Origin of the sequence: Streptomyces sp. NPDC059740 (assembly GCF_042733155.1) — a bacterium.
Lineage (GTDB): Bacteria > Actinomycetota > Actinomycetes > Streptomycetales > Streptomycetaceae > Streptomyces.
In genome coordinates, this window is record NZ_JBHWGP010000010.1 from 144,594 (window position 1) to 167,760 (window position 23,167).

21 protein-coding genes are annotated in these 23,167 nt (G+C 75.2%); 6 read left to right on the forward strand and 15 right to left on the reverse strand.

The genetic code is table 11. From position 1 onward, the window contains the following. Positions 1-12: 12 nt before the first annotated feature. The 4 genes from ACFV3R_RS15105 to ACFV3R_RS15120 all read right to left on the reverse strand — a co-directional run bounded on the left by ACFV3R_RS15105 (position 13) and on the right by ACFV3R_RS15120 (position 4,883). On the reverse strand, positions 13-1,758 hold the full coding sequence (locus ACFV3R_RS15105) for an alkaline phosphatase D family protein (protein ID WP_385581464.1): 1,746 nt from the start codon (positions 1,756-1,758) through the stop codon (positions 13-15). Between the two features lie 284 nt (positions 1,759-2,042). Then, positions 2,043-2,699: an HNH endonuclease family protein gene (locus ACFV3R_RS15110; protein ID WP_385581467.1), complete on the reverse strand. Its 657-nt coding sequence runs from the start codon at positions 2,697-2,699 to the stop codon at positions 2,043-2,045. 350 nt (positions 2,700-3,049) lie between these two features. After that, positions 3,050-3,724 carry an HAD-IA family hydrolase gene (locus ACFV3R_RS15115; RefSeq protein WP_385581470.1) on the reverse strand — a complete coding sequence of 225 codons (675 nt, stop codon included), beginning with the start codon at positions 3,722-3,724 and terminating at the stop codon, positions 3,050-3,052. Positions 3,725-4,208: 484 nt separating this feature from the next. Then, the gene (locus ACFV3R_RS15120; RefSeq protein WP_385581473.1) at positions 4,209-4,883 is read right to left on the reverse strand and encodes a peptidoglycan-binding protein; all 675 of its coding nucleotides are present in this window, start codon (positions 4,881-4,883) and stop codon (positions 4,209-4,211) included. Positions 4,884-5,027: 144 nt separating this feature from the next. Between ACFV3R_RS15120 and ACFV3R_RS15125 the strand changes: the two genes are divergently transcribed. The 3 genes from ACFV3R_RS15125 (at position 5,028) to ACFV3R_RS15135 (ending at position 8,908) form a co-directional block, all read left to right on the forward strand. After that, the gene (locus ACFV3R_RS15125; protein ID WP_385581476.1) at positions 5,028-5,174 is read left to right on the forward strand and encodes a hypothetical protein; all 147 of its coding nucleotides are present in this window, start codon (positions 5,028-5,030) and stop codon (positions 5,172-5,174) included. A gap of 1,096 nt (positions 5,175-6,270) precedes the next feature. Beyond that, positions 6,271-6,762 (forward strand): hypothetical protein, encoded by a 492-nt coding sequence (locus tag ACFV3R_RS15130; RefSeq protein WP_385581479.1) that lies wholly within the window; start codon positions 6,271-6,273, stop codon positions 6,760-6,762. A 70-nt stretch (positions 6,763-6,832) separates the two neighbouring features. Beyond that, positions 6,833-8,908 (forward strand): MFS transporter, encoded by a 2,076-nt coding sequence (locus ACFV3R_RS15135; RefSeq protein WP_385581482.1) that lies wholly within the window; start codon positions 6,833-6,835, stop codon positions 8,906-8,908. Positions 8,909-9,223: 315 nt separating this feature from the next. Here ACFV3R_RS15135 and ACFV3R_RS15140 read toward each other — a convergent pair whose 3' ends face one another. Then, positions 9,224-9,562: a YrhK family protein gene (locus ACFV3R_RS15140; protein ID WP_385581486.1), complete on the reverse strand. Its 339-nt coding sequence runs from the start codon at positions 9,560-9,562 to the stop codon at positions 9,224-9,226. 227 nt (positions 9,563-9,789) lie between these two features. Then, complete coding sequence (locus ACFV3R_RS15145) at positions 9,790-10,491, reverse strand: GNAT family N-acetyltransferase (RefSeq protein WP_385581489.1); 702 nt, start codon at positions 10,489-10,491, stop codon at positions 9,790-9,792. A gap of 113 nt (positions 10,492-10,604) precedes the next feature. Here ACFV3R_RS15145 and ACFV3R_RS15150 point away from each other — a divergent pair, with 113 nt between their 5' ends. Further along, on the forward strand, positions 10,605-11,375 hold the full coding sequence (locus tag ACFV3R_RS15150) for a hypothetical protein (protein WP_385581492.1): 771 nt from the start codon (positions 10,605-10,607) through the stop codon (positions 11,373-11,375). Further along, positions 11,372-12,361, forward strand: coding sequence for a hypothetical protein (locus tag ACFV3R_RS15155; RefSeq protein WP_385581495.1), 990 nt, complete (start codon positions 11,372-11,374; stop codon positions 12,359-12,361). Before ACFV3R_RS15150 ends, ACFV3R_RS15155 begins: the two co-directional genes overlap by 4 nt. Before the next feature lie 130 nt (positions 12,362-12,491). Here ACFV3R_RS15155 and ACFV3R_RS15160 read toward each other — a convergent pair whose 3' ends face one another. Both ACFV3R_RS15160 and ACFV3R_RS15165 read right to left on the reverse strand, forming a co-directional pair. Further along, positions 12,492-12,818: an antibiotic biosynthesis monooxygenase family protein gene (locus tag ACFV3R_RS15160; RefSeq protein ID WP_385581498.1), complete on the reverse strand. Its 327-nt coding sequence runs from the start codon at positions 12,816-12,818 to the stop codon at positions 12,492-12,494. A gap of 61 nt (positions 12,819-12,879) precedes the next feature. Further along, positions 12,880-13,368 carry a DUF2000 family protein gene (locus ACFV3R_RS15165; RefSeq protein ID WP_385581501.1) on the reverse strand — a complete coding sequence of 163 codons (489 nt, stop codon included), beginning with the start codon at positions 13,366-13,368 and terminating at the stop codon, positions 12,880-12,882. Between the two features lie 71 nt (positions 13,369-13,439). Here ACFV3R_RS15165 and ACFV3R_RS15170 point away from each other — a divergent pair, with 71 nt between their 5' ends. Continuing rightward, positions 13,440-14,321: an AraC family ligand binding domain-containing protein gene (locus ACFV3R_RS15170; RefSeq protein WP_385581504.1), complete on the forward strand. Its 882-nt coding sequence runs from the start codon at positions 13,440-13,442 to the stop codon at positions 14,319-14,321. Between the two features lie 180 nt (positions 14,322-14,501). On the opposite strand, the gene proP is transcribed toward ACFV3R_RS15170, so the two are convergent. The 7 genes from proP to ACFV3R_RS15205 form a co-directional block, all read right to left on the reverse strand. Then, the gene (proP, locus tag ACFV3R_RS15175) at positions 14,502-15,899 is read right to left on the reverse strand and encodes a glycine betaine/L-proline transporter ProP (protein ID WP_385581703.1); all 1,398 of its coding nucleotides are present in this window, start codon (positions 15,897-15,899) and stop codon (positions 14,502-14,504) included. Positions 15,900-16,791: 892 nt separating this feature from the next. Beyond that, complete coding sequence (locus ACFV3R_RS15180; protein WP_385581506.1) at positions 16,792-17,451, reverse strand: hypothetical protein; 660 nt, start codon at positions 17,449-17,451, stop codon at positions 16,792-16,794. Between the two features lie 427 nt (positions 17,452-17,878). Further along, positions 17,879-18,361: a DUF6114 domain-containing protein gene (locus tag ACFV3R_RS15185; protein ID WP_385581508.1), complete on the reverse strand. Its 483-nt coding sequence runs from the start codon at positions 18,359-18,361 to the stop codon at positions 17,879-17,881. Position 18,362: 1 nt separating this feature from the next. Next, positions 18,363-18,980 (reverse strand): DUF6230 family protein, encoded by a 618-nt coding sequence (locus tag ACFV3R_RS15190; RefSeq protein WP_385581511.1) that lies wholly within the window; start codon positions 18,978-18,980, stop codon positions 18,363-18,365. Between the two features lie 282 nt (positions 18,981-19,262). Next, complete coding sequence (locus ACFV3R_RS15195) at positions 19,263-20,126, reverse strand: ECF transporter S component (protein ID WP_385581514.1); 864 nt, start codon at positions 20,124-20,126, stop codon at positions 19,263-19,265. Next, positions 20,123-21,928, reverse strand: coding sequence for an ABC transporter ATP-binding protein (locus ACFV3R_RS15200; protein WP_385581517.1), 1,806 nt, complete (start codon positions 21,926-21,928; stop codon positions 20,123-20,125). The genes ACFV3R_RS15195 and ACFV3R_RS15200 overlap by 4 nt, the downstream gene beginning before the upstream one ends. Further along, positions 21,925-23,124, reverse strand: a complete 1,200-nt coding sequence (locus ACFV3R_RS15205; protein WP_385581707.1) for a CbiQ family ECF transporter T component — start codon at positions 23,122-23,124, stop codon at positions 21,925-21,927. The genes ACFV3R_RS15200 and ACFV3R_RS15205 overlap by 4 nt, the downstream gene beginning before the upstream one ends. Between the last annotated feature and the right edge of the window lie 43 nt (positions 23,125-23,167).

Below are 23,167 nucleotides of genomic sequence, written 5' to 3' on the forward strand. Positions count from 1 at the left end.
GTGTCTGGAATGTCAGCTTCCGGGTTCCTGTCGATGTTCCTGCCGAGGCTCCCGGGCCGTCAGGGAACGGTCCCAGACCGTGCGGAGCCGGGCACCGCCGGTCTCGTCGTGGTCGGCCCGGTCCAGGCGGGCCTGGGCCGAGCGCCCGCGCAGCGTCAGCGTCATCAGGTGGTTGCCGAACCAGGGGCCGCCGGCGCGACGCCAGGTCAGCAGCCGCTCGGGCAGGCGGCCGTGGCGGGCCAGGAGCGCGCCGAGGCGCCGGCCCAGCGCGCTCCAGCCGAGCCGGAAGACGGCCGTCATGTAGCCGGGAACGGAGTTGTGCACCGGCGAGCAGGTCAGCTGCCAGACCCGGGCCTGCTCGGCGGTGCCGCGCCAGCCGGCCTCGGCCGCGTAGGAGTGGTGGACGTCGCCGGAGAGGACGTTGACGCTCGCCGGTCCGTCGGCGCGGGACGCCGCCTCCGCCAGGATGTCGGAGAGGTCGTCGAAGGAGGAGGGGAAGGCCGGCCAGTGCTCCAGGTCGGCCTTGCGGCGCAGCCGTTCACCGCGCCGGGCCCAGCGCGGGCCCCGCACGCCCGCGCACATCGCGGCGTTCCAGCCCTCCATGTCGTGGATCATGTCGGGCAGCAGCCAGGGCAGGGAACTGCCGACCAGCAGGTGGTCGACGTCCGCCGGGTCCGCCAGGAGTTGCCTGCGGACCCAGGCGGCCTCGTCCGGGTCGAGCATCGCCCGTCTGCCCTCGCTCTCCCCCCGCAGCACCCGTGCCGCCCGGCAGTCCACGACGACCAGGCGGACCCGGCCGAAGTCCCTGCGGTAGCTCCAGCGGGCGGTCGTGGGGTCGGCGTCGGCCCGCTCGGTGAACTCGTGCACCGCGGCGGTGCCGTCCTCGGAGGCCCGCACCCGGGCGTAGAGCGGGTCCGCGGCCAGTTCGGCGGGGGAGAGGTTGCCCAGGTGCTGGTAGACCCAGTACGACATCAGGCCGCCCTGGATCCGGTCGTGCCACCAGGACGTCTCGCGCATCTCCGCCAGCCATGCCTGGGAGGTGTTCCAGTCGTCCACGACGTCGTGGTCGTCGAAGATCATGCAGGACGGGACCGTCGACAGCAGCCAGCGCACGTCCGGGTCGCGCCAGGACTCGTCGTAGAGGTAGGTGTACTCCTCGTAGTCGGCGACCTCCCGACCGGGCGGCGAGGACAGGTCCCGCCGGCGGGCGATGCGGTCGGCGACGGCCTGCGAGGGCTGGTCCGCGTAGACCTGGTCGCCCAGCAGCGCCAGCACGTCGGGGAGAGGCGCGAGTCCGGAGGGTGCCCCGTCCGCCGGGTGGGCGCCGCCCGTGGCCGTCGCCTCGCGGGCGAAGGAGCGTGCCAGGGTGTCCAGGGCGTCCGGGCCCACCGGGTCGTGGCGGGTACCGGCCGGCGGGACGGTCCAGCGGCAGGAGCCGAAGGTCACCCGCAGCTCGTGGTCCTCGGCGGGCTCGCGCGGCAGGGTCCGGATGGTGCTCGGCGGATAGGGGCTGTCGGGTTCGGGCCACACCTTCTCGCCGTCCAGCAGCACCTCGTAGGCGGTCTCGGTGCCCGGGGTCAGGTCCTTGACCACCACGAGGGCGTAGTGGTGCCCGGCGACCTGCCAGGTCCGCTCGACGCCCTGGGTGCCGTCCGCACAGCGCACCCGGACCTCGCAGCTGCGGTCCGTCTCGACCCAGACGGTGGTGCTGTCCTCGTCCACGTACCGCAGCAGCGGGCCCAGGCGCAGCTGGCTCATCGGTCACTCCTCGTCCCGCCGGTCGCGCCGGGGCCGGTGCCGCGGCGGACCGCCGGCCTCCATGGTCGGCTGGTCACAGCGGCGCCCGGGTCCTGCCGGGTGCCGCCCGGTCCGCCTACCCAGTGCGCCGGGCCCCACCTGTGAGCGCCGCCTCACAGCCTGCCGGAGAGGACCCCGCGGCAACAGTGCAGTGCGGGAACAGTCCCCCCAGGACCGGTCCGGACTCCGCCGGGCCCCGGGGTCCGGACCGTTGCAGTGGTCGGCAGCCCCCGGGGCCGGAGCCCTCAGCAGCCGTCGAGGATCTTCTGCAGGGCGGCCTTCTCGTCGGAGTCGACGGTGAGGTCGTAGACGTGCTTCACCGACACCCACATCCGGGCGTAGGTGCAGTGGTACGAGGTGCTCGGGGGCAGCCAGCTCGCGGGGTCCTTGTCGCCCTTGGCCTGGTTGACGTTGTCGGTGACGGCGATGAGCTGGGAGTGGGTGAGGTCGTTGGCGAGGGCCTGGCGCTGTGCGGTCGTCCACTTCGAGGCGCCGGACTTCCACGCCTCGGCGAGCGGTACGACGTGGTCGATGTCCACGTCGGAGGAGTTGGTCCAGGTCGCCCCGTCGTAGGCGGACTTCCAGGTGCCGGCGGTGGCGGCACAGCTGCTGTTGGTGGTGACGCCGGTGCCGTCGCGCTTGAGGACGACCTCGCGGGTGTCGCAGTTGTCGCCCTGCTGGATCCAGTGGGGGAAGGCGTCGCGGCTGTAGCCGTCGGTGCTGCCCTCGGCCTGGACGGTGAGCGCGGCCAGGTAGGTGCGGGCGGTGGCGGCGGACGGCGGTGCCGGCGGCGCCGCGGTGGCGGTGGGTGCACTGCACAGCACGGTGGTGGTGAGGGCGCCGGCGACGGCCGCGACGGCGGTGACGTGACGCGCGTAGAGGGACGGTTTCGAGGGGCCCATGGCGCAACTCCCGGTGTGTGGGGGGATGGGTGGGGTCGGGACGTGGTGCTGTCCGTCGCGGGGCCCAGGGTGGCGCTGTGGGGTGTCTGCCGGGTGGGCTCCGGATGACAGCGTGACGACATGCCCACGTCACTTCAAGGGTTGACCTGGACTCAGCAGCCGTCTATGGGGCGGGAGTTGACACCACCGGAAAGAAGGGAGATGTGACGTTTCGCCGCGGGTGGATTTTCGAGAAGAGGTACAGAAGTGCGAAAGCCCGCCCCCGGAACGGGTCGGGGGCGGGCGGTGGCGCCGGTGGCCGGGCGGGCTCGGCTCGGTAGGGGCGCGGTGGTGGAGAGGCGGCGGTGGGCTCAGCGGGTCGGGTGGAGGGTGATGAGCCCCTCCGGGGTGGCGGCCACGCGCACGTGTGTGAGGTCGGGGACGTGGACGGTGGCGCCCAGGGAGGCGGCTCGCTCCCCGATGCCCACCACGCGCATGCCTGCCGCCTTCGCCGCTGCGATGCCCGCGGCGGAGTCCTCCAACGCCACGCAGTCCGCCGGCGCCTGACCGAGTTCCGCGGCGCCCTTCAGGAACCCCTCGGGGTCGGGCTTGCTCGCGCTGACGTTCTCCGCCGTGACGCGTACCGCCGGCATGGCGAGACCGGCCGCCCCCATGCGGGCGTGCGCGAGGGCCACGGACGCGGAGGTCACCAGGGCGTGCGGGAGTGCGGCGAGGGAGGCGAGGAACTCCTCCGCACCCGGGACCGGGACGATGCCGTCGGTGTCGGAGGTCTCCATGGCGAGCAGTCGCCGGTTGTCGGCGAGGTTGTCCTCCATCGGCCGCTCGGGCAGGAAGGCGGCCATGGTCGCCCACCCCTGGCGGCCGTGGGCGACGGCGAGGATCTCCTCCGCGTCCAGGCGGTGTTCGGTGGCCCAGTCGCGCCAGACGCGTTCGACGACCGCGTCGGAGTTGACGAGGGTGCCGTCCATGTCCAGCAGGAACGCCCGGAAGGGGCCCAGCTCCTCGGCGCTGTGAAATCCGGACACGCTGCACTCCTGTCGTCGACGGGTTGGCGGACGCACGCTTTGTTCGCCCACGATACAAAAAGCCGCGCCGGTTGTGCGGGCGGCGGGAGCCGTGCGGCGGGGGTGGGCGCGGGTCGGCCTGACCCGGAGGAGCGGCGCGCCCTCCGTGGAGTGGCGCGTGCTGCCGCGTACCGGACGGGCGGAGGCGGCGGGGGTGTACCCGTGCCGTGGCGGGACAGGGTTGGGGCTGGGGCGCGGGCCCCGATGGCTCGAACCGGCGCTCGGCGCACGGGAGGCGGGGAACAGAAGCGACCCCGCCCGCCGGTCAGGGGGGACGGGCGGAGCCACTTTGTTCGATCACGATACAAAGAAGCGGTGCGCCTGCAAAGCGTCGCTGGTCATGGCTGTGGGGGCGCGGGCCGTGGCGGTGCCAGTTCCGGAGCGTCCTCGGCGCCCGGGGCGGGCCGGGCCGGGACGTCGCCCCGCTCGGCGGTCGGCGGCTGCCTCATGCGGAGGTCCGGGACTCCAGCGATCGCCGGGTGTGGGCGCCGTACACCCCGTCGGGGTCGCCCTGCACGCCGTAGTGGTGCTGGTAGTCGGAGACCGCCTGCCGTACCCGCTCGTCGTAGACGCCGCCGTCACCCGCGGGGAAGCCGGCCTGCGCGAGGCGGTACTGGAGTTCGGCGACCTCGGCCCCGCTGTCCCCCTCGCTCAGTACCGGAGCGGTGGTCGCCGGTGGGGTGGACCGGGTGGGCGAGGGCGTCGGGGCGACGCTTCCGGAGGCGGTGGCCGTGGCCGGCGGACGGTGGCCGTGGGGCGCTGACACCGTCGCGGCGGCAGGAGCCGTCGTCTGCGCCGACCGGTGGGTGGGCGCTGCGGGAGGCGTCGGCGACGGGGAGGTGGAGGGGCGCAGCGAAGGGGGCCGGCCGTCGGTCGGCTGCACCGGGGCGAGGGTCGGTGACGCCTCCTCGGTGCGCGCCTGGTCGGGCGCCTCGTCCCGGTGGTAGGCCTCGGAGACCAGTTCGCTGCCCACCATCACCCCGGCCACTCCGAGCGCCGCGGCAGCCACCGTCATGCCCGCGACCACCGCCCGCCTGCGCCGCCGCCGGTGGGAGGGCGGTCGGGACCGCTCGGGGTGCGGACCGCCGACCGTCCCGTCCGTCGCGTCTGCCGCGTCCACCGTCCCGTCCGCGGTCCAGGTGCGGTCCGGACGGTCCGGTGGGAGCGGGGAGAGGCGGGGCGGGGCGGCCGTCGGCGCCGGCTCCGTGCGGCCGTGGGCGGTGGTCGCCGAGCCGTCGTCCGGCCCTGCTCCGAGGGCCGCACCGTGAGGTTCCGCTCCGAGGGCTCCGCGGTGGAGGAGCCCCGCTCCGAGGTGGGGTTCCGTGCCGAGGCGGGGGCCTGCGCCGAGGCCGGGACGCACGCCGAGGCCGGGTTCCGCTGCGCCACGGGGTCCCGCTCCGCGGCCCGGTGAAGGTGGGGCGGGACGGGACGCGAAGGGGGGTGGGGGTGCTGTGCCGCCACCCGGCGGCGGGACGGGGCGCAGGCCCCCGAGGCCGCCGCCCGCCGAGGGCGCGGCGTCTCCGGCGTCTCCCGGCGCGAAGGGAGCCCCGCAGTGCCCGTGGTGCGCACAGGGCTGCTGGTGTGCCCGGACCTCGTAGTGCTCGTGGTCGCTTCGGCGGTGGTCCCGGGGCGCTTCGGCGGGCGGGACGAAGGGGGGCTCCTGGTGCCCTGCCGGCCGGGCCGGGAAGGGGCCGGGGTCATCCACGGGCTCCGGGGAGCGGGCCGCGCCGTGTCGCTCGACGGGGGTGCCGGGCCCGCCGAACGGAGCGGCGCGACGGGTGAGGGGCTCGTACGGGGCGGGGCGGGTGGCGGCGGACTCGTACGGGGCGGGGCGGGTGGTGGACCGGTACGGGGTGGGGGAGGCGGGGGTGGGGGAGCCGTACGGGGTGGGGTCGGGCAGGTGCACGTAGGGCCGTAACCGCAGGGGTTCCCGGCCCTCGGCCGCTTCGGCGCACGGACAGTTCGGCCGGCCGTCCCCGCGGGCCGGTGCGGAGCAGTGGGGGCAGCTCTCGGCTCTCACGGCGGTTCCCTCCTGGATCGGACGCCGGAACCGGGGGCGCACACCCCGGCGGACGCGCCGCGATTATGTCGCCGCGCTTCCTCGGCTGAACAGGGTTGCGGACCATTCGTGACACGGGCGAAACGCAGGAAACGCCATTTCATGATCAGTAAGGGGGGAGTAGGGGACAGATCGCAGGATGGCGGCTGCCGGAAAACGTCGTAGAGCGGTGACAAAGGGACAGACGATCGCGCAGTGCGGGCCGGGCGGGCCGACTGCCCCACCGGCCGGACCGCTTCCACCGCCGGCCCGCCTTCACCGCCTCCACCGCCGGCCGGCCTGCCCATCGGCCCACCGGCCCCGGTGCGCGGGAGCGCCACCACCGACCGGCCGTCCTCGGTGCGCGGGCGGTCACCACCTCCCCCGGCGCGGGCGTGCGGGGCGTGCGCTCCCCGGCCGTCCGTGACCTGCCGTTTTCCCGACGCCCGGCGGGGGCACCCAGGGGCGCATGATCCGTCACGTGCTGGCCGGTGCCGCCGCGGGTGCGGCGGGCACCACCGCGCTCAACGCCGTCACCTACCTCGACATGGCCGTGCGGGGGCGCGGCGCCAGCGACGTTCCCGAGGAGGCCGCCGACCGGCTCGCCGCCTCGGTCCGGCTCCCGGTGCGCGGTAGCGGGGAGCACCGGGACAACCGCCTCTCCGGCATCGGCGCCCTGCTCGGCATCGCGACCGGTGTCGGGGTGGGAGCCCTCCTCGGCCTGGCCGGGACGGTACCGGGGGTGCGGCCGGACCGCCCGGCAGGTGCCCTGGCCACCGCCCTCGCGGCCATGGTCGGCGCGAACCTGCCGCTGGCGGTGACCGGCATCTCCGACCCGCGGACCTGGCGGATCGCCGACTGGGCCGCGGACGCCGTGCCCCACCTGGTCTACGGCGCGGTGACGGCCGGCGTGTACGGCCTGTGCCGGCCGCGCCCCCGGCGGCACCGCTGCTGCCGGTAGCCGCAGCCGCAGCCGCAGCCGTAGCCGTGCGGGCCCCGGCCCGGGCCGACGACCTGATGAAGGAGAGGGCATGGCAGCCGACACCTCCACTCCGCCCCACGCCGGCATACAGCCGACGGAGCCGGACCAGCCGGGCCGTTCGGTACCGGTGGCCGTCGGGGCGCTGCTGCTGGGGATGCTGCTGGCCGCTCTGGACCAGACGATCGTCTCCACCGCGCTGCCCACCATCGTCAGCGACCTGGGCGGCCTGGACCACCTCTCCTGGGTGGTCACCGCCTACCTGCTCGCCGCCACCGCGGCGACCCCGCTGTGGGGCAAGCTCGGTGACCAGTACGGGCGCAAGCGGCTCTACCAGACCGCCATCGTCCTCTTCCTGGTCGGTTCGGCGCTGTGCGGTCTGGCCTCCGACATGCCGCAGCTGATCGCCTTCCGGGCCGTGCAGGGGCTGGGCGGCGGGGGGCTGATGGTGCTGTCGATGGCGATCGTCGGTGACCTGGTGCCGCCCCGCGAACGGGGCCGCTACCAGGGGCTCTTCGGCGCCGTCTTCGGGGCGACCAGTGTGCTGGGGCCGCTGCTCGGCGGTCTCTTCACCGACCACCTGAGCTGGCGGTGGGTCTTCTACGTCAACCTGCCCGTCGGCGTGGTCGCGCTGGTGGTGATCGCGGCGGTCCTGCACATCCCCGTCCACCGCGGCCGCCACACCATCGACTACCTCGGCACGCTGCTGATCGCCGCCACCGCCGCCGCGTTCGTCCTGATGACCTCGCTCGGCGGCGTCAGCTTCCCCTGGGGTTCCTGGCAGACCGTGCTGCTCGGCGTGGCGGGCGTCGTACTGCTGGCCGCGTTCGTCGCGGTGGAGCGCCGCGCCGCCGAACCGGTGCTGCCGCTACGGCTCTTCCGCGGCCGCACCTTCACCCTGGCCTCCGTCATCGGGTTCGTCATCGGCTTCGCGATGTTCGGCTCCATGACCTACCTGCCGACCTTCCTCCAGGTCGTGCGGGGCGTCTCGCCGACCGCCTCGGGTGTCCACATGCTGCCGATGGTCGCCGGTCTGCTCATCGCGTCCACCGGCTCGGGGCAGGTGGTCAGCCGCACCGGCCACTACCGGGTCTTCCCCCTCGCCGGCACCGCCGTCACCGCCCTGGGGCTGCTCCTGCTGCACCAGCTCAGCCCCACCACCTCCACCGTCGTGACCAGCTGCTACTTCTTCGTCTTCGGCTTCGGGCTGGGACTGGTGATGCAGGTGCTGGTGCTGGTCGTGCAGAACGCGGTGGGCTACGAGGACCTCGGCGTCGCCACCTCCGGCGCCACCTTCTTCCGGTCCATCGGCTCCTCCTTCGGCGTCGCCGTCTTCGGGACGATCTTCGCCAACCGGCTCGCCCCGCGCATCGCCGACGCCCTGCGGGGCCGGCCGCTGCCGCCCGGCTCCGACGCCGGGGCGCTCGCCCACGACCCACGGGCCGTGGCAGGGCTGCCGCCGGCGGTCCGCAACAGCGTGCTGGGCGCGTACTCGGCGTCCATCACCGACGTCTTCCTCTACGCCGTCCCCGTGGTGCTCCTCGCCTTCCTCCTGGCCTGGTTCCTGAAGGAGGAGCCGCTGCGGGCGAGCGTGGCCCACCCCGAAGGCGGCGAGGTGCTCGCGCCCAACCCGGTCGAACGCTCCTCCTACGACGAGGTGTGCCGGGCGCTGTCGCGGATGGGGACGCTGGAGGGGCGCCGCCGGGTCTACGAGACGATCGTCGAACGCACCGGCTGCGACCTCCAGCCCGCCGGGGCCTGGCTGCTGCTCCGCACGGCCAGGGACGGCCAGGTCGACCCCGCCGACCTCGCCGAGCGGGGCGGGGTGCCGCTGCGGACCGTCACCGAGGCGGCCCGCCAGGTCGAGGGCCGCGGGCTCGCCGTCCGCGACGGCATGGCCCTGGTGCCGACCGAACGCGGCCGGGAGACGGCCGGTCGGCTGGCCGCCGCGCGCCGGGACCTGCTCGCCGAGACCCTCGGCGACTGGTGGACCGAGGACCGTCCGACCGACCTGCGCGCACTCGTCGAGGAGATCAGCAACGAACTGGGCGGTTCACGCCACGAGTTGCCGCACCGCCCCGGCGACCCGGCCGCCGAGGGGGACCACGCACCTCACCCCGGCCACTGACGTCCCGGGCCACGGGGTGTTCCGGTCGACTGGCGTCCCGCGCCACGGACGTCCGGTCGACTGACGTCCCGGGCCACGGGGTGTTCCGGTCGACTGGCGTCCCGCGCCACGGACGTCCGGTCGACTGACGTCCCGTGCCACGGACGTTCCGGTCGACTGGCGTCCCGCGCCACGAACGTCCGGTCGACTGACGTTCCGGCCGCCGAACCGGCTGCGACGGCCGGGGGAGCCGGCCGGCGGCCCGCGACCGGCAACCGGTCACTCGCCCCGGGCCGCTCCGGGCCCGTGCCCTTGCCGGCCTCCCCGCTCCCCGGCTCAGTAGTCCTGCGGCGACTCCGTGTACTCCCCGGCAGTGGCCGCCCGCCCCACTCCGGCGGGTCCGGACGGCGGGGCTTTCGCCTGCACCTTCCGCAGGTGGAGGTGGCGGCCCAGCCGGATCACGGGACGTGCCAGGAGTTCGATGCTGCCTGCCAGGAAGCACCAGGTCCCCGCGACGGTCCACGCCTCGGAGAAGAACATGACGCTGCCGGCGATGAACCAGAGGGCGATCAGGATGTCGTTGGCGATGCTCGCCACCTCGTAGCGACGGCGGATGACCAGTTCCTCGTGGCCGATGTGCAGCACCAGGGATCGATTTCGGGAAGTCTCGCTCATGCCGCCCCAGACCAGGTGTCGCCTTCGCCGTCCGTTGCCCGCCGGGGCAGCCGCATCGCGCGGGCCCGCCGGGACCACCGCACAGGTACCCCGGTCCCCTGCTGCGCATGCGGCAGCCTTCCCCGGCCTCGTCCGGCCCGTCCGCAGGCCCGTCCGGCCCGTCCGTGACGGGCCGCCCGTCCGGCCCGCCAGGGGTGGGGGCGTTCGCCGCGCAGGATGGGTGCCGGTCAGCCGAGCGGCTTCTCCCACCAGGTCTCCGCGTACGGCCCCGCGTTGTAGGCGGGGATCTCCACGAACCCGCAGTGCCGGTAGAGCGCGAGGGCCTCCACCAGGTCCAGCCGCGTGTCCAGCCGCAACCGGTGGGCGCCGAGCCGCCGGGCGCTCACCTCGGCCGCCGCCACCAGCGCCCGGCCCGCTCCCGAGCGCCGCAGCACGGGACGGACGTACACCCGCGTCAACTCCGCCGTGCCCGGCCCCGGAAGCCGCACCCCGGCGCACCCCGCGACCTCGGTGCCTCCCGCGGCGTCCCGTCCCGCCCGCCTGGCGACCAGCAACTCTCCATGTGGGTGCGCCAGTTCCTCGCCCGACTCGGCTGCCAGGCACGACGTGATCTCCTCCGGAGTGCCGCGACGCCCCAGGTGCAGCAGGTACCAGCGGTCGGCGACCTCGGTGCAGTACTCCCGCCACAGGACGGCCGCGGTGGGTGAGCCGGGGGGCTCGGCCGCTACCGACCACGCCCCGGACTCCTCCCGGCCGCGACCGTCCGTCCCGGACCGCGAGGTGTCCGTCCCAGCCCCCGGACCGCCCGGCTCCGTCCGCCGGCCCTCTGCCTCCGGTCGTGGGTCGTTGGCCTCCGGGTGCGGGGCGTCGTCCGCCGGTGCGGGGACGGGGGCGGCGGTGGGGGGTGCGGGCTCCGGTGGTCGGGTCACGGGACGGCATTCTGTCGCCGCCCCGCGCCCGCCTGCCACCGCTTTCACCACCGTGTCAAGCCCGTCCGGGGCGAGCGGCGTTTGCCGCCGCAGAACCCGGCAATCCGAACCGCATGTCTACTGGCGCGCTCATCACGTTGATTGCGGCGATCGTCGTCATCGCCGCGATCGTCCTGTATGTCGCCGCCCGCAGGTCCGGCGGCGACCACGGCAACCTGCGACGGCGCTTCGGCCCCGAGTACGAACTCGCCGTCCACCGGCACGGCGGCGACACCCGGGCGGCGGAGGACGAACTGCGCGGACGGCTGCGCCGCCACGGCGACCTCCGCCCGCTGCCCCTCGCCCCCGAGGACCGCAGGGCGTTCTCCGGCGAGTGGGACGCCCTCCAGGAACGGTTCGTCGACGATCCCACCGGGGCCGTGGCCGGCGCCGAACAGCTCATCGACCGGCTCGCCCGGGAACGGGGCTACCCCGCCGAGGGGTACGAGGCCCGGGCGGAGGCGCTGTCCGTGCACCACGCCGAACACGTCGCCGGCTACCGAAAGGTCCACGACCTGTCAGCCCGGCTGCGCGGCGAGGCCCCGCAGGGCCCCGGCCACGCCGGGGTGAGGGAGCCCGGGGCCCGCACCGGGACGGCGGACACCGAGGAACTGCGGGAGACGTTCGTGGCGGCCCGGGTGCTCTTCGACGCCCTCCTGACGGCCACCGGTGACCACACCACCCACCCCCACCACCGTCGGGGCCTGCGGAAGCAGGCGCGCGAGAGCGACGGCGCGCTGCGGCACGGGACCGCCCCGGGCAGCGCCGTACGCGAGGCCCGCACCCCCGCCCCCCGACCGGACGCCCACCGCCACACCCGAGGACTGCAAGGAGGCGCACGATGAAGGAGAAGCACCCGACGATGCGCGAACGCCTGACCCGGACTGCCCCGGAGACGGCCGAGGGGGCACCCGCCCCGAGGCACTCCGTCGGACCGCCGCCGGCCCCCGCCGCCGGTCAACCCGCCCCGCAGCAGGACCGGATGCCGCCCGCAGCCGCACCGACGGGCTACGACGGCACCCCGGGCTACGACGGCACCCCCGGTTACGACGGCACCCCCGGCTACGACGGCACCCGGCCCCAGGGCCCGGACGCGACCCCGGGCTTCGACGGCAACGGAACCCCGGGGCACCACGGGGCCCCCGGCTACGGCAGCGCCACCCCCGGCCCCGACGGCAGCGGAGCCCCCGGTTTCGAGGGAGCTCCCGGCTACGGTGAGGCGCCCCGCCACCCGGGCGCCGCGATGCACGGCCAGACACCCGGCTACGACGGGGCGCCCGCTTACGGCGGTACCCCCGCCCCCGGAGACGCGTCCTTCGACGCCACGGCCGGGAGCGCCGAGCGCGGCCACCTCCCCGGCGCCCACCCCGGCGCCCACCCCGGCGAAGGGATGCCCCCGCAGCCGCAGCAGACACCTGCGCAGCAGCGGATGCCGGACCCCCAGCAGATGCAGCACCCACAGCAGGCACAACAGGTCCAGCAGCCCCAGGAGTTCGCCCCCCAGCCCGGCGCGACCGCCGGTGGCCCCGACGGGCATGCCCACGCCCACGCCGACGGTGGCCACCTCCTCGACGAGGAGGCCCGGGAGAGCGCCGAGCGGCGACTGGAACGGACGGTGCACGGCTTCGTCGACCGGCCGCGTGAGGCGGTCGCCGAGGCGGACGCCCTTCTCGCCCAGCTCACCGAGGAACTGCCGCGCGTCCTGCAGGAGCGGCGGCGGGAACTGCGGCACGACTGGGAGGGCCGCTCCCACGACGGCGCCGACACCGAGCACCTGCGGGTCGCCCTGCGCCACTACCGGGTGCTGGCCGAGCGCCTGCTCACGATGTGACCCCGCGTCGCCGGCGCCGGGCACGGCCCGCGCCGGCGGGGGCGGGAACGGACGCGGCCACCGCACGGTCCCCGCAGCGGCAGGAGCCGCCGGGGGCCGTGCGGTGGCCGCTGCCGTGGTGCGGAGGCGGTCAGCCGTTCTTGGGCGCAGCCTGCTGCACGACCTCGAAGGACCACAGCGTGGACCCGGACGCCGCGGGCCTGGGCCGCTCCCCGCCCTCGCCGCCGCCCTGGTGGGCCGCCTTCATCGGGCCCTCCATCCATGCCTGGAACGCGGCCTCGTCCCGCCACCGGGTGTACACCAGATACTGGTCGGTGCCCTCCAGCGGACGCAGCAGCTCGAACCACTCGAACCCGTCGGAGTTCTCCACCGAGCCGGCGCGGGCGCCGAAGCGCTGCTCCAGGACCTCTCGCTGCTCGGCCGGCACGGTCAGGGCGTTGATCTTCACGATGCTCATGCCCCCATCGTGCCTCACCGGGTCCCGCCGGCGGCCGCGGGGCGGCTTCCGGGCAGCGGTCTCAGTCGTGTAGCCGGAGCCCCTTGACCACCTTGTCGACCTGGCCCCGCGGCCCGTAGACGGCGAGCCCCACCAGGTCCAGCTCCTCGCCGGGGACCGCGCGGACGACGGCCCGGTTGTCGGCGTCGTTGCCGGTGGTGAACATCTGCGCCGTGTACAGCGCCGTCGGCAGACCGCGGCCCGCGGCCCGGTTGCGGGTCCGGGCGAGCCCCGCCGCGTCCGCCGCGAAACACAGCACGGGCTCGCGGAAGAGCGGCAGGTAGAGGCCACCGGAGGCGTCCTCGTAGGGCCGGCCCATCACGCCCTGCTCCCCCTCCGGCCCCGCGTGGGCGACCCCACTGGCCAGGAACGCGGTGATGTTGAGCTTCTGCCACACCGCCAGGTCCTCGCGGACCACCACCGCGATTTTCGTGTCGAAGCGGAAGGAGGGGGCGGCGGCCCGGTCGGTGGCGGGGGCGGTGGGGTGCGGGGCGGTGATCGTCTCGTTCATGGCGGTGAGTCTCGTCCACCCCTCGGACGCCCGTCTTGAACGCTGGTGCGCGGTCGGGCGATCCTGGGCCCATGGCGACGGGTGAGGGGGGCGGCACGGTGGTGGGGACGGGCGCCGGGCAGCGGGCCGCGGGGGAGTGGACCAGGTACTGGCGCGACCCTGAGCGTCCCGTCGAGGCGCTCCACGCCCACTTCGAGCGGCACGTCTTCGCCCCGCACAGCCACGACGCGTACTCCTTCGCCGTCACCGAGGCGGGAGCGCAGACCTTCAGCTGCCGGGGCGCCGGCCACACCAGCGCGGCGGGCATGGTGATGGTCTTCAACCCGGAGGACCCGCACGACGGCCGCTCGGCGGCCGATCTCGGCTTCACCTACCGGATCATGTACCTCGGGCCGGGCGTGGTGCGCGAGATCCTCGACGACGTGACCGGCGGGCGCGCCGCCCTGCCGCTCTTCGACCGCCCGGTGGTCGACGACCCGGTGCTGGCCCGGGCGGTGCGGCGGCTGCACCCGGCCCTGGTCGGCGGAGCGGACGCCCTGGTGCGGGACGAGCGGCTGACGCAGGCCGTGGCCGCCATGGTGCGGCGTACCGCCACCAGGCCGGCCCGGGTCGGCGAGAGCGGCGACGGGACGCGGCGGGTGGTCGCGCGGCGTGTCCGGGATCTGCTGCGGGAGGCCTGGGACCAGGAACTCACCGCCCAGGACCTGGCCGACGCCGCGGGGTGCAGCCGGTTCGCGCTCTACCGGGCGTTCCGGACGGAGTACGGCATGGCGCCCAGCGACTACCAGCGGTTGCTGCGGCTGCGCCGGGGCCGCGCGGAGCTGGCGGCGGGAGCGACCGCGGCCCGGGCGGCGGCGGTCGGCGGGTTCGCGGACCAGGCCCACTTCCACCGGTGGTTCGTGCGGAGCTTCGGGGTGACCCCTGGCGCCTACCGAGCCGCGGCGGCGGCCTGAGGCCGGCAGCGGGAACGAGAACCCGGGCAGGCGGCAGGCGGCGGCCCGGTGGGAAGGGCGGGCGGGGCCGGTGCCGCGGCAGCCGCCCGGGGCCGGCCCCACGTCCGAGGGCCCGGCGCGCGCCCCCGGGGATGGGGGAGCGTGCCGGGCCCTCGGTCAGGTGCGGCCGGGTGCGGTCGCTCAGGCGGCCACGCGCTCGGTGGGACGGGCCAGGGCGGAAACAGCCTCCGCCTCCTCCTCGGTCTCCACGGCGGGCGGCGAACCGGGGAGCGGCCGGCGGGCGCTCTCGGTCATCTTCCACACCGCGATACCGCCGATGATCCCCGCCGCCATCATGTAGTAGGCGGGCATCATCGCGTTGCCGGTCGCGCCGATGAGGGCGGTGACGACGAGCGGGGTGGTGCCGCCGAACAGCGACACGGAGACGTTGAAGGCGATCGACAGGGAGCCGTAGCGCACCCGGGTCGGGAAGAGCGCCGGCAGCGTCGAGGGCATCGTGGAGGTGAAGCAGACCAGCAGCATGCCCAGGGCCAGCATGCCCAGGACGATCGCGGCGAACGAGCCCTGGCGGATCAGCAGCAGCGCCGGGACCGAGAGGACCAGGAAGCCCGCGCAGCCGGTGGCGATGACCGGGCGGCGGCCGAAGCGGTCGGTGGCGCGGCCGGCCCAGGGGTGCACGACCATCATCAGGACCATGACGCCCAGGACCACCAGCAGGCCGTGGGTCTCGTCGTAGTGCAGCTCGGACGTGAGGTACGTCGGCATGTACGACAGCAGCATGTAGTCGGTGACGTTGAAGACCAGGACCAGGCCGACGCAGAGCAGCATCGCCTTCCACTGGCCGAAGACCATCTCGCGCAGGCCGGTGCTCTTCTCCGCCTCGCGGCGCTGCTTCTCGTTCTCGTGCGCCTGCTTCTCCAGCTGTGCGAAGGCGGGGGTCTCCTCCAGGCGCAGCCGCAGGTAGAGGCCGACGATGCCGATGGGTCCGGCGACGAGGAAGGGCAGGCGCCAGCCCCAGGAGAGCAGGTCGTCGGTGGACAGCAGTGTCGTCAGCAGGGTCACCAGACCGGCGCCCGCCACGTAGCCGGCCAGGGTGCCGAACTCCAGGAAGCTGCCGAGGAAGCCGCGCCGGCGGTCCGGGGCGTACTCGGCGATGAAGGTGGAGGCGCCGCCGTATTCGCCGCCGGTGGAGAAGCCCTGCACGAGGCGGGCGACCAGCAGCAGGATGGGCGCCCCGATGCCGATGGAGCCGTAGGAGGGGATCAGGCCGATCACGAAGGTGCCGGCCGCCATCATGATCATCGTGATGGCGAGGATGCGCTGACGACCCAGCTTGTCACCGAGCGGTCCGAAGACCATGCCGCCGACGGGGCGGACCAGGAACGCGGCGGCGAAGGCGCCGAACGTCGACAGCAGCTGCACGGTGGGGCTGCCCGAGGGGAAGAACACCTTGCCGAGGGTGACCGCGATGTAGCTGTAGACACCGAAGTCGAACCACTCCATGGCATTGCCGAGCGCAGCTGCGGACACGGCGCGCTTGACCAGTGCCGGGTCGACGACGGTCACGTCGTCGGCCAGGGTGACGTGGGGGGTGTCACCGCTGGTACGGGGCGGGGAGGTGACCGTGGTTTGCGTCGGCACGTGTTTGCTCGCCTGCGCTCTCTTGGACGGGGACAGGACCTTCGGCCCGTCGTGGCGCGGCGGGCCGAAATTCGACCATAGGGGCTGACACGGTCCACACGGAGGGTGGCGATGAGGCCGCGCTGCGTCTTCAATACCGCCTCTGAACAGGTAAAACCGCAGCGCAGAAAAGTGCGGCCGGAAAAGTATGCTGTGATCCTTATCGCGATCACGGGCCGGAACCGGGCATGACCGAGTGGTCCGCGTCACAGGCGCCGAGCGCTGTCACGGAGAGGCCCCGCCCTGCCCCTCTTTGCCGAAGATCGCTGTCGCAATCATTTCCGTGAGGGTGTCGCCGCATTTCTGTGGGCAGTGCGTGGACGCCCGTGGGGTCATGGTGGAGACCGGGTGTGGTCTTCCTGGAGCCAGGCGACGGCCGTCCTGCCCGCGCACGGGCGAGGTCCGCCCGGGCCCCCGGGTCCTTGTCCCTCGGCGGGCGGCCCGGCTGCCCTTCCCGCGCGGGTCCGGAACGCCGCGCCGCACCGAGGGCGGCCGCAGGGGGAGAGCGGCGCGGGAGCCGGGCCGGGTTCGTCATGTCGTCGGCAGGGCTGCCGGGGCGCCCCCACCGCGGCCGTACGCCGGGGCGTCCGCAGTGGCCGCGGTGGGGGCGCTCTGGGCAGTGTCCTCACAGTCCCGCCTGTCCGCCCTTCGGGTGAACGACGCCACTGTGAGGACGCTGCCCAGGGGGCGGGCGACACCCTGGGAAGGTGCCTGCCTCAGGCGCGCCACCGGGGTGGCGCGCCGGCTCGGGGACGGCCGTGGGGGCCGCGGCCGTCCCTCCGCCTCGCCGTCAGCCGGTGACGGTGATCTGCGACGCCGGGTCGGTGGTGTCACTGACCTTGTACGTCGCGGTGAAGGCGGAACTGGTGGCGCTGGTCGGGCAGCCGAAGCCACCGACCACCTTCACCGGCACCGACGCCTTGGAGAAGGCGAGGGTGGAGGGGGCGCCGTTGGTCCAGGTGCCGGAGACGCTCGCCGGGCCGGTGGGCGCAGCGGTGACCGTGCAGCTCGCCAGCCCGGTCGTGGTCACCACCAGGCCGCCGGTCTGCATCGTCATCGACCCCGTGATCGGGGAGCCGTTCTGCATCGAGACGGTCCAGGTGCCGCTGGTGGTCACCGTCGGGGTCACCCCCGGCAGGCTGGAGGTGCAGGAGCTGAACGTCGGCGCGGTGATGGTGCTCGTCACCGGGCCCGAGGCGTTGCTGTTGCCGGGCGCCGCGGGGACCGTGCCGCCCGAGGTGGAGACGGTGCAGGTGACCGTCACCGCCCCGGCGGTCAGCGTGGCCTTGCCGGTCAGCGCGGCCGTGAAGTGGTGGCCCGCGGACGTGACCGTGGTGGAGGCGGCCTGCGCGGAGGCGGCGGCGGGGCCGGTCGCGGCCAGCGTCATGGCGCCGGCGGCGAGCAGCCCGGTGCCGAGGGCAAGGGCGGTACGGGGGAGGCGGTGGGACATCTCGGTTCTCCTTCGTGGGTACGGCCGGTGCGGGTGCCGTGTTCGGTGGGGACGGCGGTTGCGGTGCCGTGGTGCGGTGGAGACGGCGAGGTGCGGGTGCCGTGGTGCGGTGCGTCCGGGAACCGTGGCCGGAGGACCGGACGGTCCGGGCGCGGTGGTGCGTGAACCCTCCGCAGTGCGGAGAACGGGGCGCCGGGGCCGGTGCGCGGCGCTCCGGTCGGAGCGCGGACGGGCCGCCGGGCGGCGGGCGGGGAGGGGGCTCCCCGGGAAGGCACGTGCGGAGGAGGGGCTTTGCGGGGCCGCGGCGCGCACGGCGGGCAGAGCGGGAGAGCGCTCCCCGCGGATCGGTCGCATGCCCGCCCTCCCCCGGGGGTTGCGGGGCGAGGGCGTGCGCGCGGGCGACGGGCGGGGCTGCGGTGCCCGGCCGTCAGGCCGGGGTGGAGCCGGGGTGGGGCGTGGTGCCCGGAGGTGGTGCGGGGTCGGCCGCGGCCTCCGGGGCCGGCCGGGGCTGCCAGGCGAAGATCATGCCGCCGCCGGCGATGCCGAGGACCGTCCCGACCAGGAAGCCGCCCAGGTTGGACAGCGGGAGCGCCGCCACGGCGACCAGCGTGGTGAGGATGCCGGCCAGGGTGCGGTACAGCGGTGCGAACCAGGCTGCCAGCGCCATGACCACCATGACGATGCCCATCAGCACCGACGGGATGCCGGCCACGCCCTGGTGGATCATGACGTCGAGCGGGGCGAGCGGGATGAGCAGGATCTCCGCGCCGGCGACGAGGGCGAGCAGGCCGCCCCAGAAGGGGCGTCCCCGGCGCCACCGTCGCCAGCCCGCCCGGAGCCCCGCCCTGGGGGTGGGTGCGGCACCGTGGTCCGGCGGGGCGTCGGAGGGGGTGTGGCCGGCGACCGTCATCTCAGAAGCATTCCTTCTTGCCCTTGCTGACCTTCAGGCTGAGGCCGGACAGCTTGAACGTGGCGGCGTTCGTCGACCACGCCGTCTGGCGCAGCTTGTTGATCTTGACGTCGTCGGCCTGCTGCGAGAACAGGTCCTGCAGACCCTGCGCGCCCTCGGGCCCCTTGTCGACGGTGGAGGCGTCCCGGCCGATCTCGATGTTGTGGAAGCTCGCGTCGCCGGAGAGCTGGGTGGCGTCCACGAACAGGTCGGTGGCCTGCACCGGGGTGGACTTGCCCGCGCTGATGTTGAGCGAGATGTCGCCGATGACCGGCAGGCTGGTGACGACCGACTGGCACAGGTTGTGCAGCTCGGCCGACTTGATGGCGGTGACGGCGACGGGCAGCAGGTCGTTGCGGGCGTTGGTGTCCACGCTGCCGTACTGCACGAAGCCGTCGCCGGTGAGGCTGTCGGCGGAGACCTTGAACTGCTGGCCGGAGACCGCGAAGGACGCGGCCAGCGCGCCGTTGGCCAGGGCGATCCCCAATCCGGCGGTCACTCCGAGCGCGGGGACCGACAGGACGGCGAACCGCCGCCATCTGACCTTCCCCGTCACCTGTCTGCCCTGTGAGTCCTTCATTGCGCATGTCCCCTTTTGGAAAGCGTCGTGCGGTGGTCACTGCTGACGTGCGTGGGGGGAGCGGCGTTGCGTGGGGGTGCCGAGCGCGCGACGGCTCGATCGTGTGGCGCCCAGTGTGAAACGTGCGGAGTTCCGGTGAACTCCCTTAGGTTACTGGCGAGTTGAATGTAAAGGTGCCACCGGTGGATGGCAAGGTCCCGGAAGGGGCGGATTTCGGCTTTCCCGGGGCGGGGGTTACCCCGGGTTAGGGCTCCTCAGCGGCGTGACGGTGAAGCGCCCAGGTCAGCGCGGCGGCTCGAAGCCCGCCGGTACGTCGAACGCCGCCCGACGCGTCGCGCGCCGCAGCGCCCGCAGCACGGCCGGGCCCACCGCGCAGGTCAGCACCACCGTCACCAGCGCGCGGGGCAGGTCCCACCCCAGCGACGTCGACAGGCAGTAGGCCACGAACCGCGTCAGGTTCTGCGCCAGCCCGTCACCCGGCACGAAGGAGATGCCGCCGGACAGGCCCGCGATGTACGGCCAGCCCTGGAGGTTCATCACCGTCCCGTACCCCAGGGAGGCCACCGCCCCGTAAGCCGACAGCAGCGCCAGCTCCGCCCCGCCGCGCAGCCGTGCGGCCCCCGGCAGCAGCCCCGCCCCGGCCGAGACCCATCCCATGGCGAGCATCTGGAAGGGCATCCACGGCCCCACCCCGCCGGTCAGCAGCGCCGAGGCGAACATGGCCACCGAGCCCAGGACGAAGCCGAACCCCGGCCCCAGCACCCGGCCGGCCAGCACCATGAGGAAGAACATCGGCTCGATCCCGGCGGTCCCCCCGCCCAGCGGGCGCAGCGCGGCGCCCGCGGCGGCGAGCACGCCCAGCATCGCCACCGTCTTCGCGTCCAGCCCCGGCGCCCCGCCCGAGCCCCGCGCACCGTCCGACAGCGTCGCCACGGCCACCGCGAGCAGCAGCGGCAGCAGCGCGGCGAACAGCCACGGCGCGTCCCCGGAGTGCGCCAGACCCGAGGCCGAGGACGCGAGCAGCGGCCAGCCGAAGGCCGCCACCCCGATCGCCGAGACCAGCGCCAGCGACACCGCGGACCGCGGCCCCACCCGCACCGGACGGGCCCGGCGCCCCGTCTCGGCCTCACCCGTGCGGCACCTCACCGCTGCCCGCCCTCCGTCGCGGCCAGCGCGCAGGCGACCTGCGGCACGGTCAGCCACCGCTGCGGTGCCAGGATCTTGGCGACCTGTGGCGCGAAGGTGGGGGAGGCGGTGACGATCTCCGCCGTCGGCCCGTCGGCGACCACCTCGCCCTCGGCCAGCACCACGACCCGCCCGGCCACCTCCGCCGCCAGCTCCACGTCGTGGGTGGCCAGGACCACCGCGTGGCCCCGCCCGGTCAGCGCGCGCACGGCCGTCACCAGGCGGGCCTTGGCGGCGCAGTCCAGGCCGCGGGTCGGCTCGTCCAGGAGCAGCAGCGGGGGCCGCGCGGTCAGCACGATCGCGAGGGCGAGCGCGAGGCGCTGCCCTTCGGACAGGTCGCGGGGGTGAGCCGTGTCCGCGAGGCCGGGCAGCAGCTCGTCCAGCACCTCCCGGCAGGAACCGGCCGCCGCGTCCGCGTCCTGGTCCGCCGCGGCGCACTCCTGGCCGACCGTGTCCGCGTACAGAAGGTCGCGGGGCTCCTGGGGGACGAGACCGACGTGCCGCAGCAGGGTGCGCGGCGCGGTGCGGTGCGGCACCAGGCCCGCCACCCGCACCTCGCCCGCCGCCGGCCGGTGCAGGCCCGCCAGTGCCGACAGCAGCGTGGACTTGCCGGCCCCGTTGCGGCCCATCAGCGCCACCGCCTCCCCGCCGCGCACCGTCAGGTCCACGCCGCGCAGCGCCCGGACCGGGCCGCGGTCCACCTCCAACGCCCGCACCGAGCAGGCGGGTTCGCCGGGGCGGGGGCTGCCGGGGGCGCCGCCGGTCCCGGCGCGCCGCACCAGGCCGAGGCGGGCCGCGAACCGCAGCCGTCCCCCACCGGCACCTCGGCGCGCCCCGCTCCCGGCTGCGGCGCCGTCCGCCGCCCCGCCCGCGGGTGCCGCGCCGTCCGCCGTCCCGCCTTCGGGGGAGGGTGCCTCCTCGGTGGCGTGGCGGCCGGGCGCGGCCGTGCGGGCGAGCACCTCCCGCAGCGGCCCCGCGGCCCGCCGGGCGTCCCGCACGGACAGCGGGAGCGGCTGCCAGCCGGCCAGCCGGCCCAGCGCCACCACGGGCGGGTGGACCGAGGAGAGCGCCATGACCTCGGCGGGCGGCCCGACGACCGCGGGGGCGCCGCGCCCCGGCAGGTGGATCACCCGGTCCGCGTAGTGCACGACGCGCTCCAGACGGTGTTCGGCCAGCAGGACCGTGGTGCCCAGGTCGTGCACGAGGCGCTGGAGGACGGCGAGGACGTCGTCGGCCGCCGCCGGGTCGAGTGCGGACGTCGGCTCGTCCAGCACCAGCACCTTCGGGTGGGCGGTGAGGACCGAGCCGATGGCCACCCGCTGCCGCTGGCCCCCGGAGAGCGTGGTCAGCGCCCGGTCCCGCAGCCCGGCCAGGCCCAGCAGGTCCAGCGTCTCCTCCACCCGGCGGCGCATGGTGGCCGGCGGAAGCCCCAACGACTCCATGCCATAGGCGAGTTCGTCCTCCACCGTGTCGGTGACGAACTGCGCCGCCGGGTCCTGCCCGACGGTGCCCACCACGTCGGCGAGCTCCCTGGGACGGTGGGTGCGGGTGTCCCGTCCGGCCACCGTCACTCGCCCCCGCAGCGTCCCGCCGGTGAAGTGCGGGACCAGGCCGCTCACCGCACCCAGTACCGTCGACTTGCCGGCGCCCGAAGGGCCCACCAGAAGGCACAGTTCGCCTTCCGGCACCGTGAGGTCGACGTCCGAGACCACCGGTGCGTCCGCCGCCGCGTAGGTGACGGACACCTGCTCGAACCTGATCACCGGTGTTCCTCCGGGGTGTTGCTCGTCATCGAACGGGTCGTGCCCTCGCTTCGGCGGCGCGGGCCCAGGGCGCGGACTTCGCGGCGGGCGGTGCCCGGCGGCGGCGGTGCCACCACGGCCGGGGCCAGACCGAGCAGCACGCCGAGCGCCGGCCACAGCGGCAGGGTCGGCGCGGTCAGCGGCACCGCGGGCGGGTTCAGGGCGACCGGCGTGGCGGTGGCCGCCGCCACCATGACCGCCGCCACCGCCACGCCCGAGGCGGTGACCAGCCAGGCCCGCGCCCCCCAGCGGTCGGGCCGGTAACGGGTGCGCACCGAGCGGCGCCCGCCCAGCCGCAGCCCGGCCGCCGCCGCGAGCACGCCCGCCACCAGCAGCGGCACGCCGTACCCCGCGCCCGCCGCGGCCAGCAGCGCGTAGGTGCCGGCGCACACCCCGAGCAGGCCGCCGACGGTGAGCGCCGCGGTGGCCCGCCGCACCGCCCCGGGGACCTGGGCGGTGCGGCCGTACCCCCGCGCGTCCATCGCCGCGGCCAGCGCCACCGACCGCTCCAGCGCACCCTCCAGGACCGGCAGCCCCACCTGCCGCAGGCCGGCGAAGCCGCGGTCGGAGCGGCCCCGCAGCCGGCGGGCGGCACGCAACCGCCGCACGTCGGCGACCAGATGGGGGGCGAAGGTCATGGCGACGACGACCGCGACCCCCGCCTCGTACAACGCCCCCGGCAGCGACTTCAGCAGCCGGGCGGGGGAGGCCAGCGCGTTGGCCGCCCCCAGGCAGGCCAGCAGTGCGGCGAGCCGCAGCCCGTCGTAGAGCGCGAAGACCATGCCCTCCGCGGTCACCCGGCCGCCCACCCGCACCCCGCGCGCCCAGTGCGGCAGCGGCAGTTCGGGAAGGGTGACCAGGGTGTGGGTGCCCGGGACCGGCGAGCCCAGCACGAAGGCGAAGACCAGCCGGATGGCCAGGACCACCAGTCCGAGCCGGACGAACGCCGCGTAGGAGCGGGCCCACGGCGCGTCGGTGCGGCGCACGGCGACCACGTAGCCGGCGACCGCGACGAGCAGGGCGAGCAGCAGCGGGTCGGTGGTGCGCGAAGCGGCCGTCGCCAGGCCCAGCGCCCACAGCCACCAGGCGCCGGCGTGCAGCGCGCTGCCGCGGGGCGCCGTGGCCGGCGCCGCCCGCCGCCCGGCACCCGCCGCCACCTCGGCGGCCGGCCACTGCGCGCGGCGGCGGACGTCACGGGCG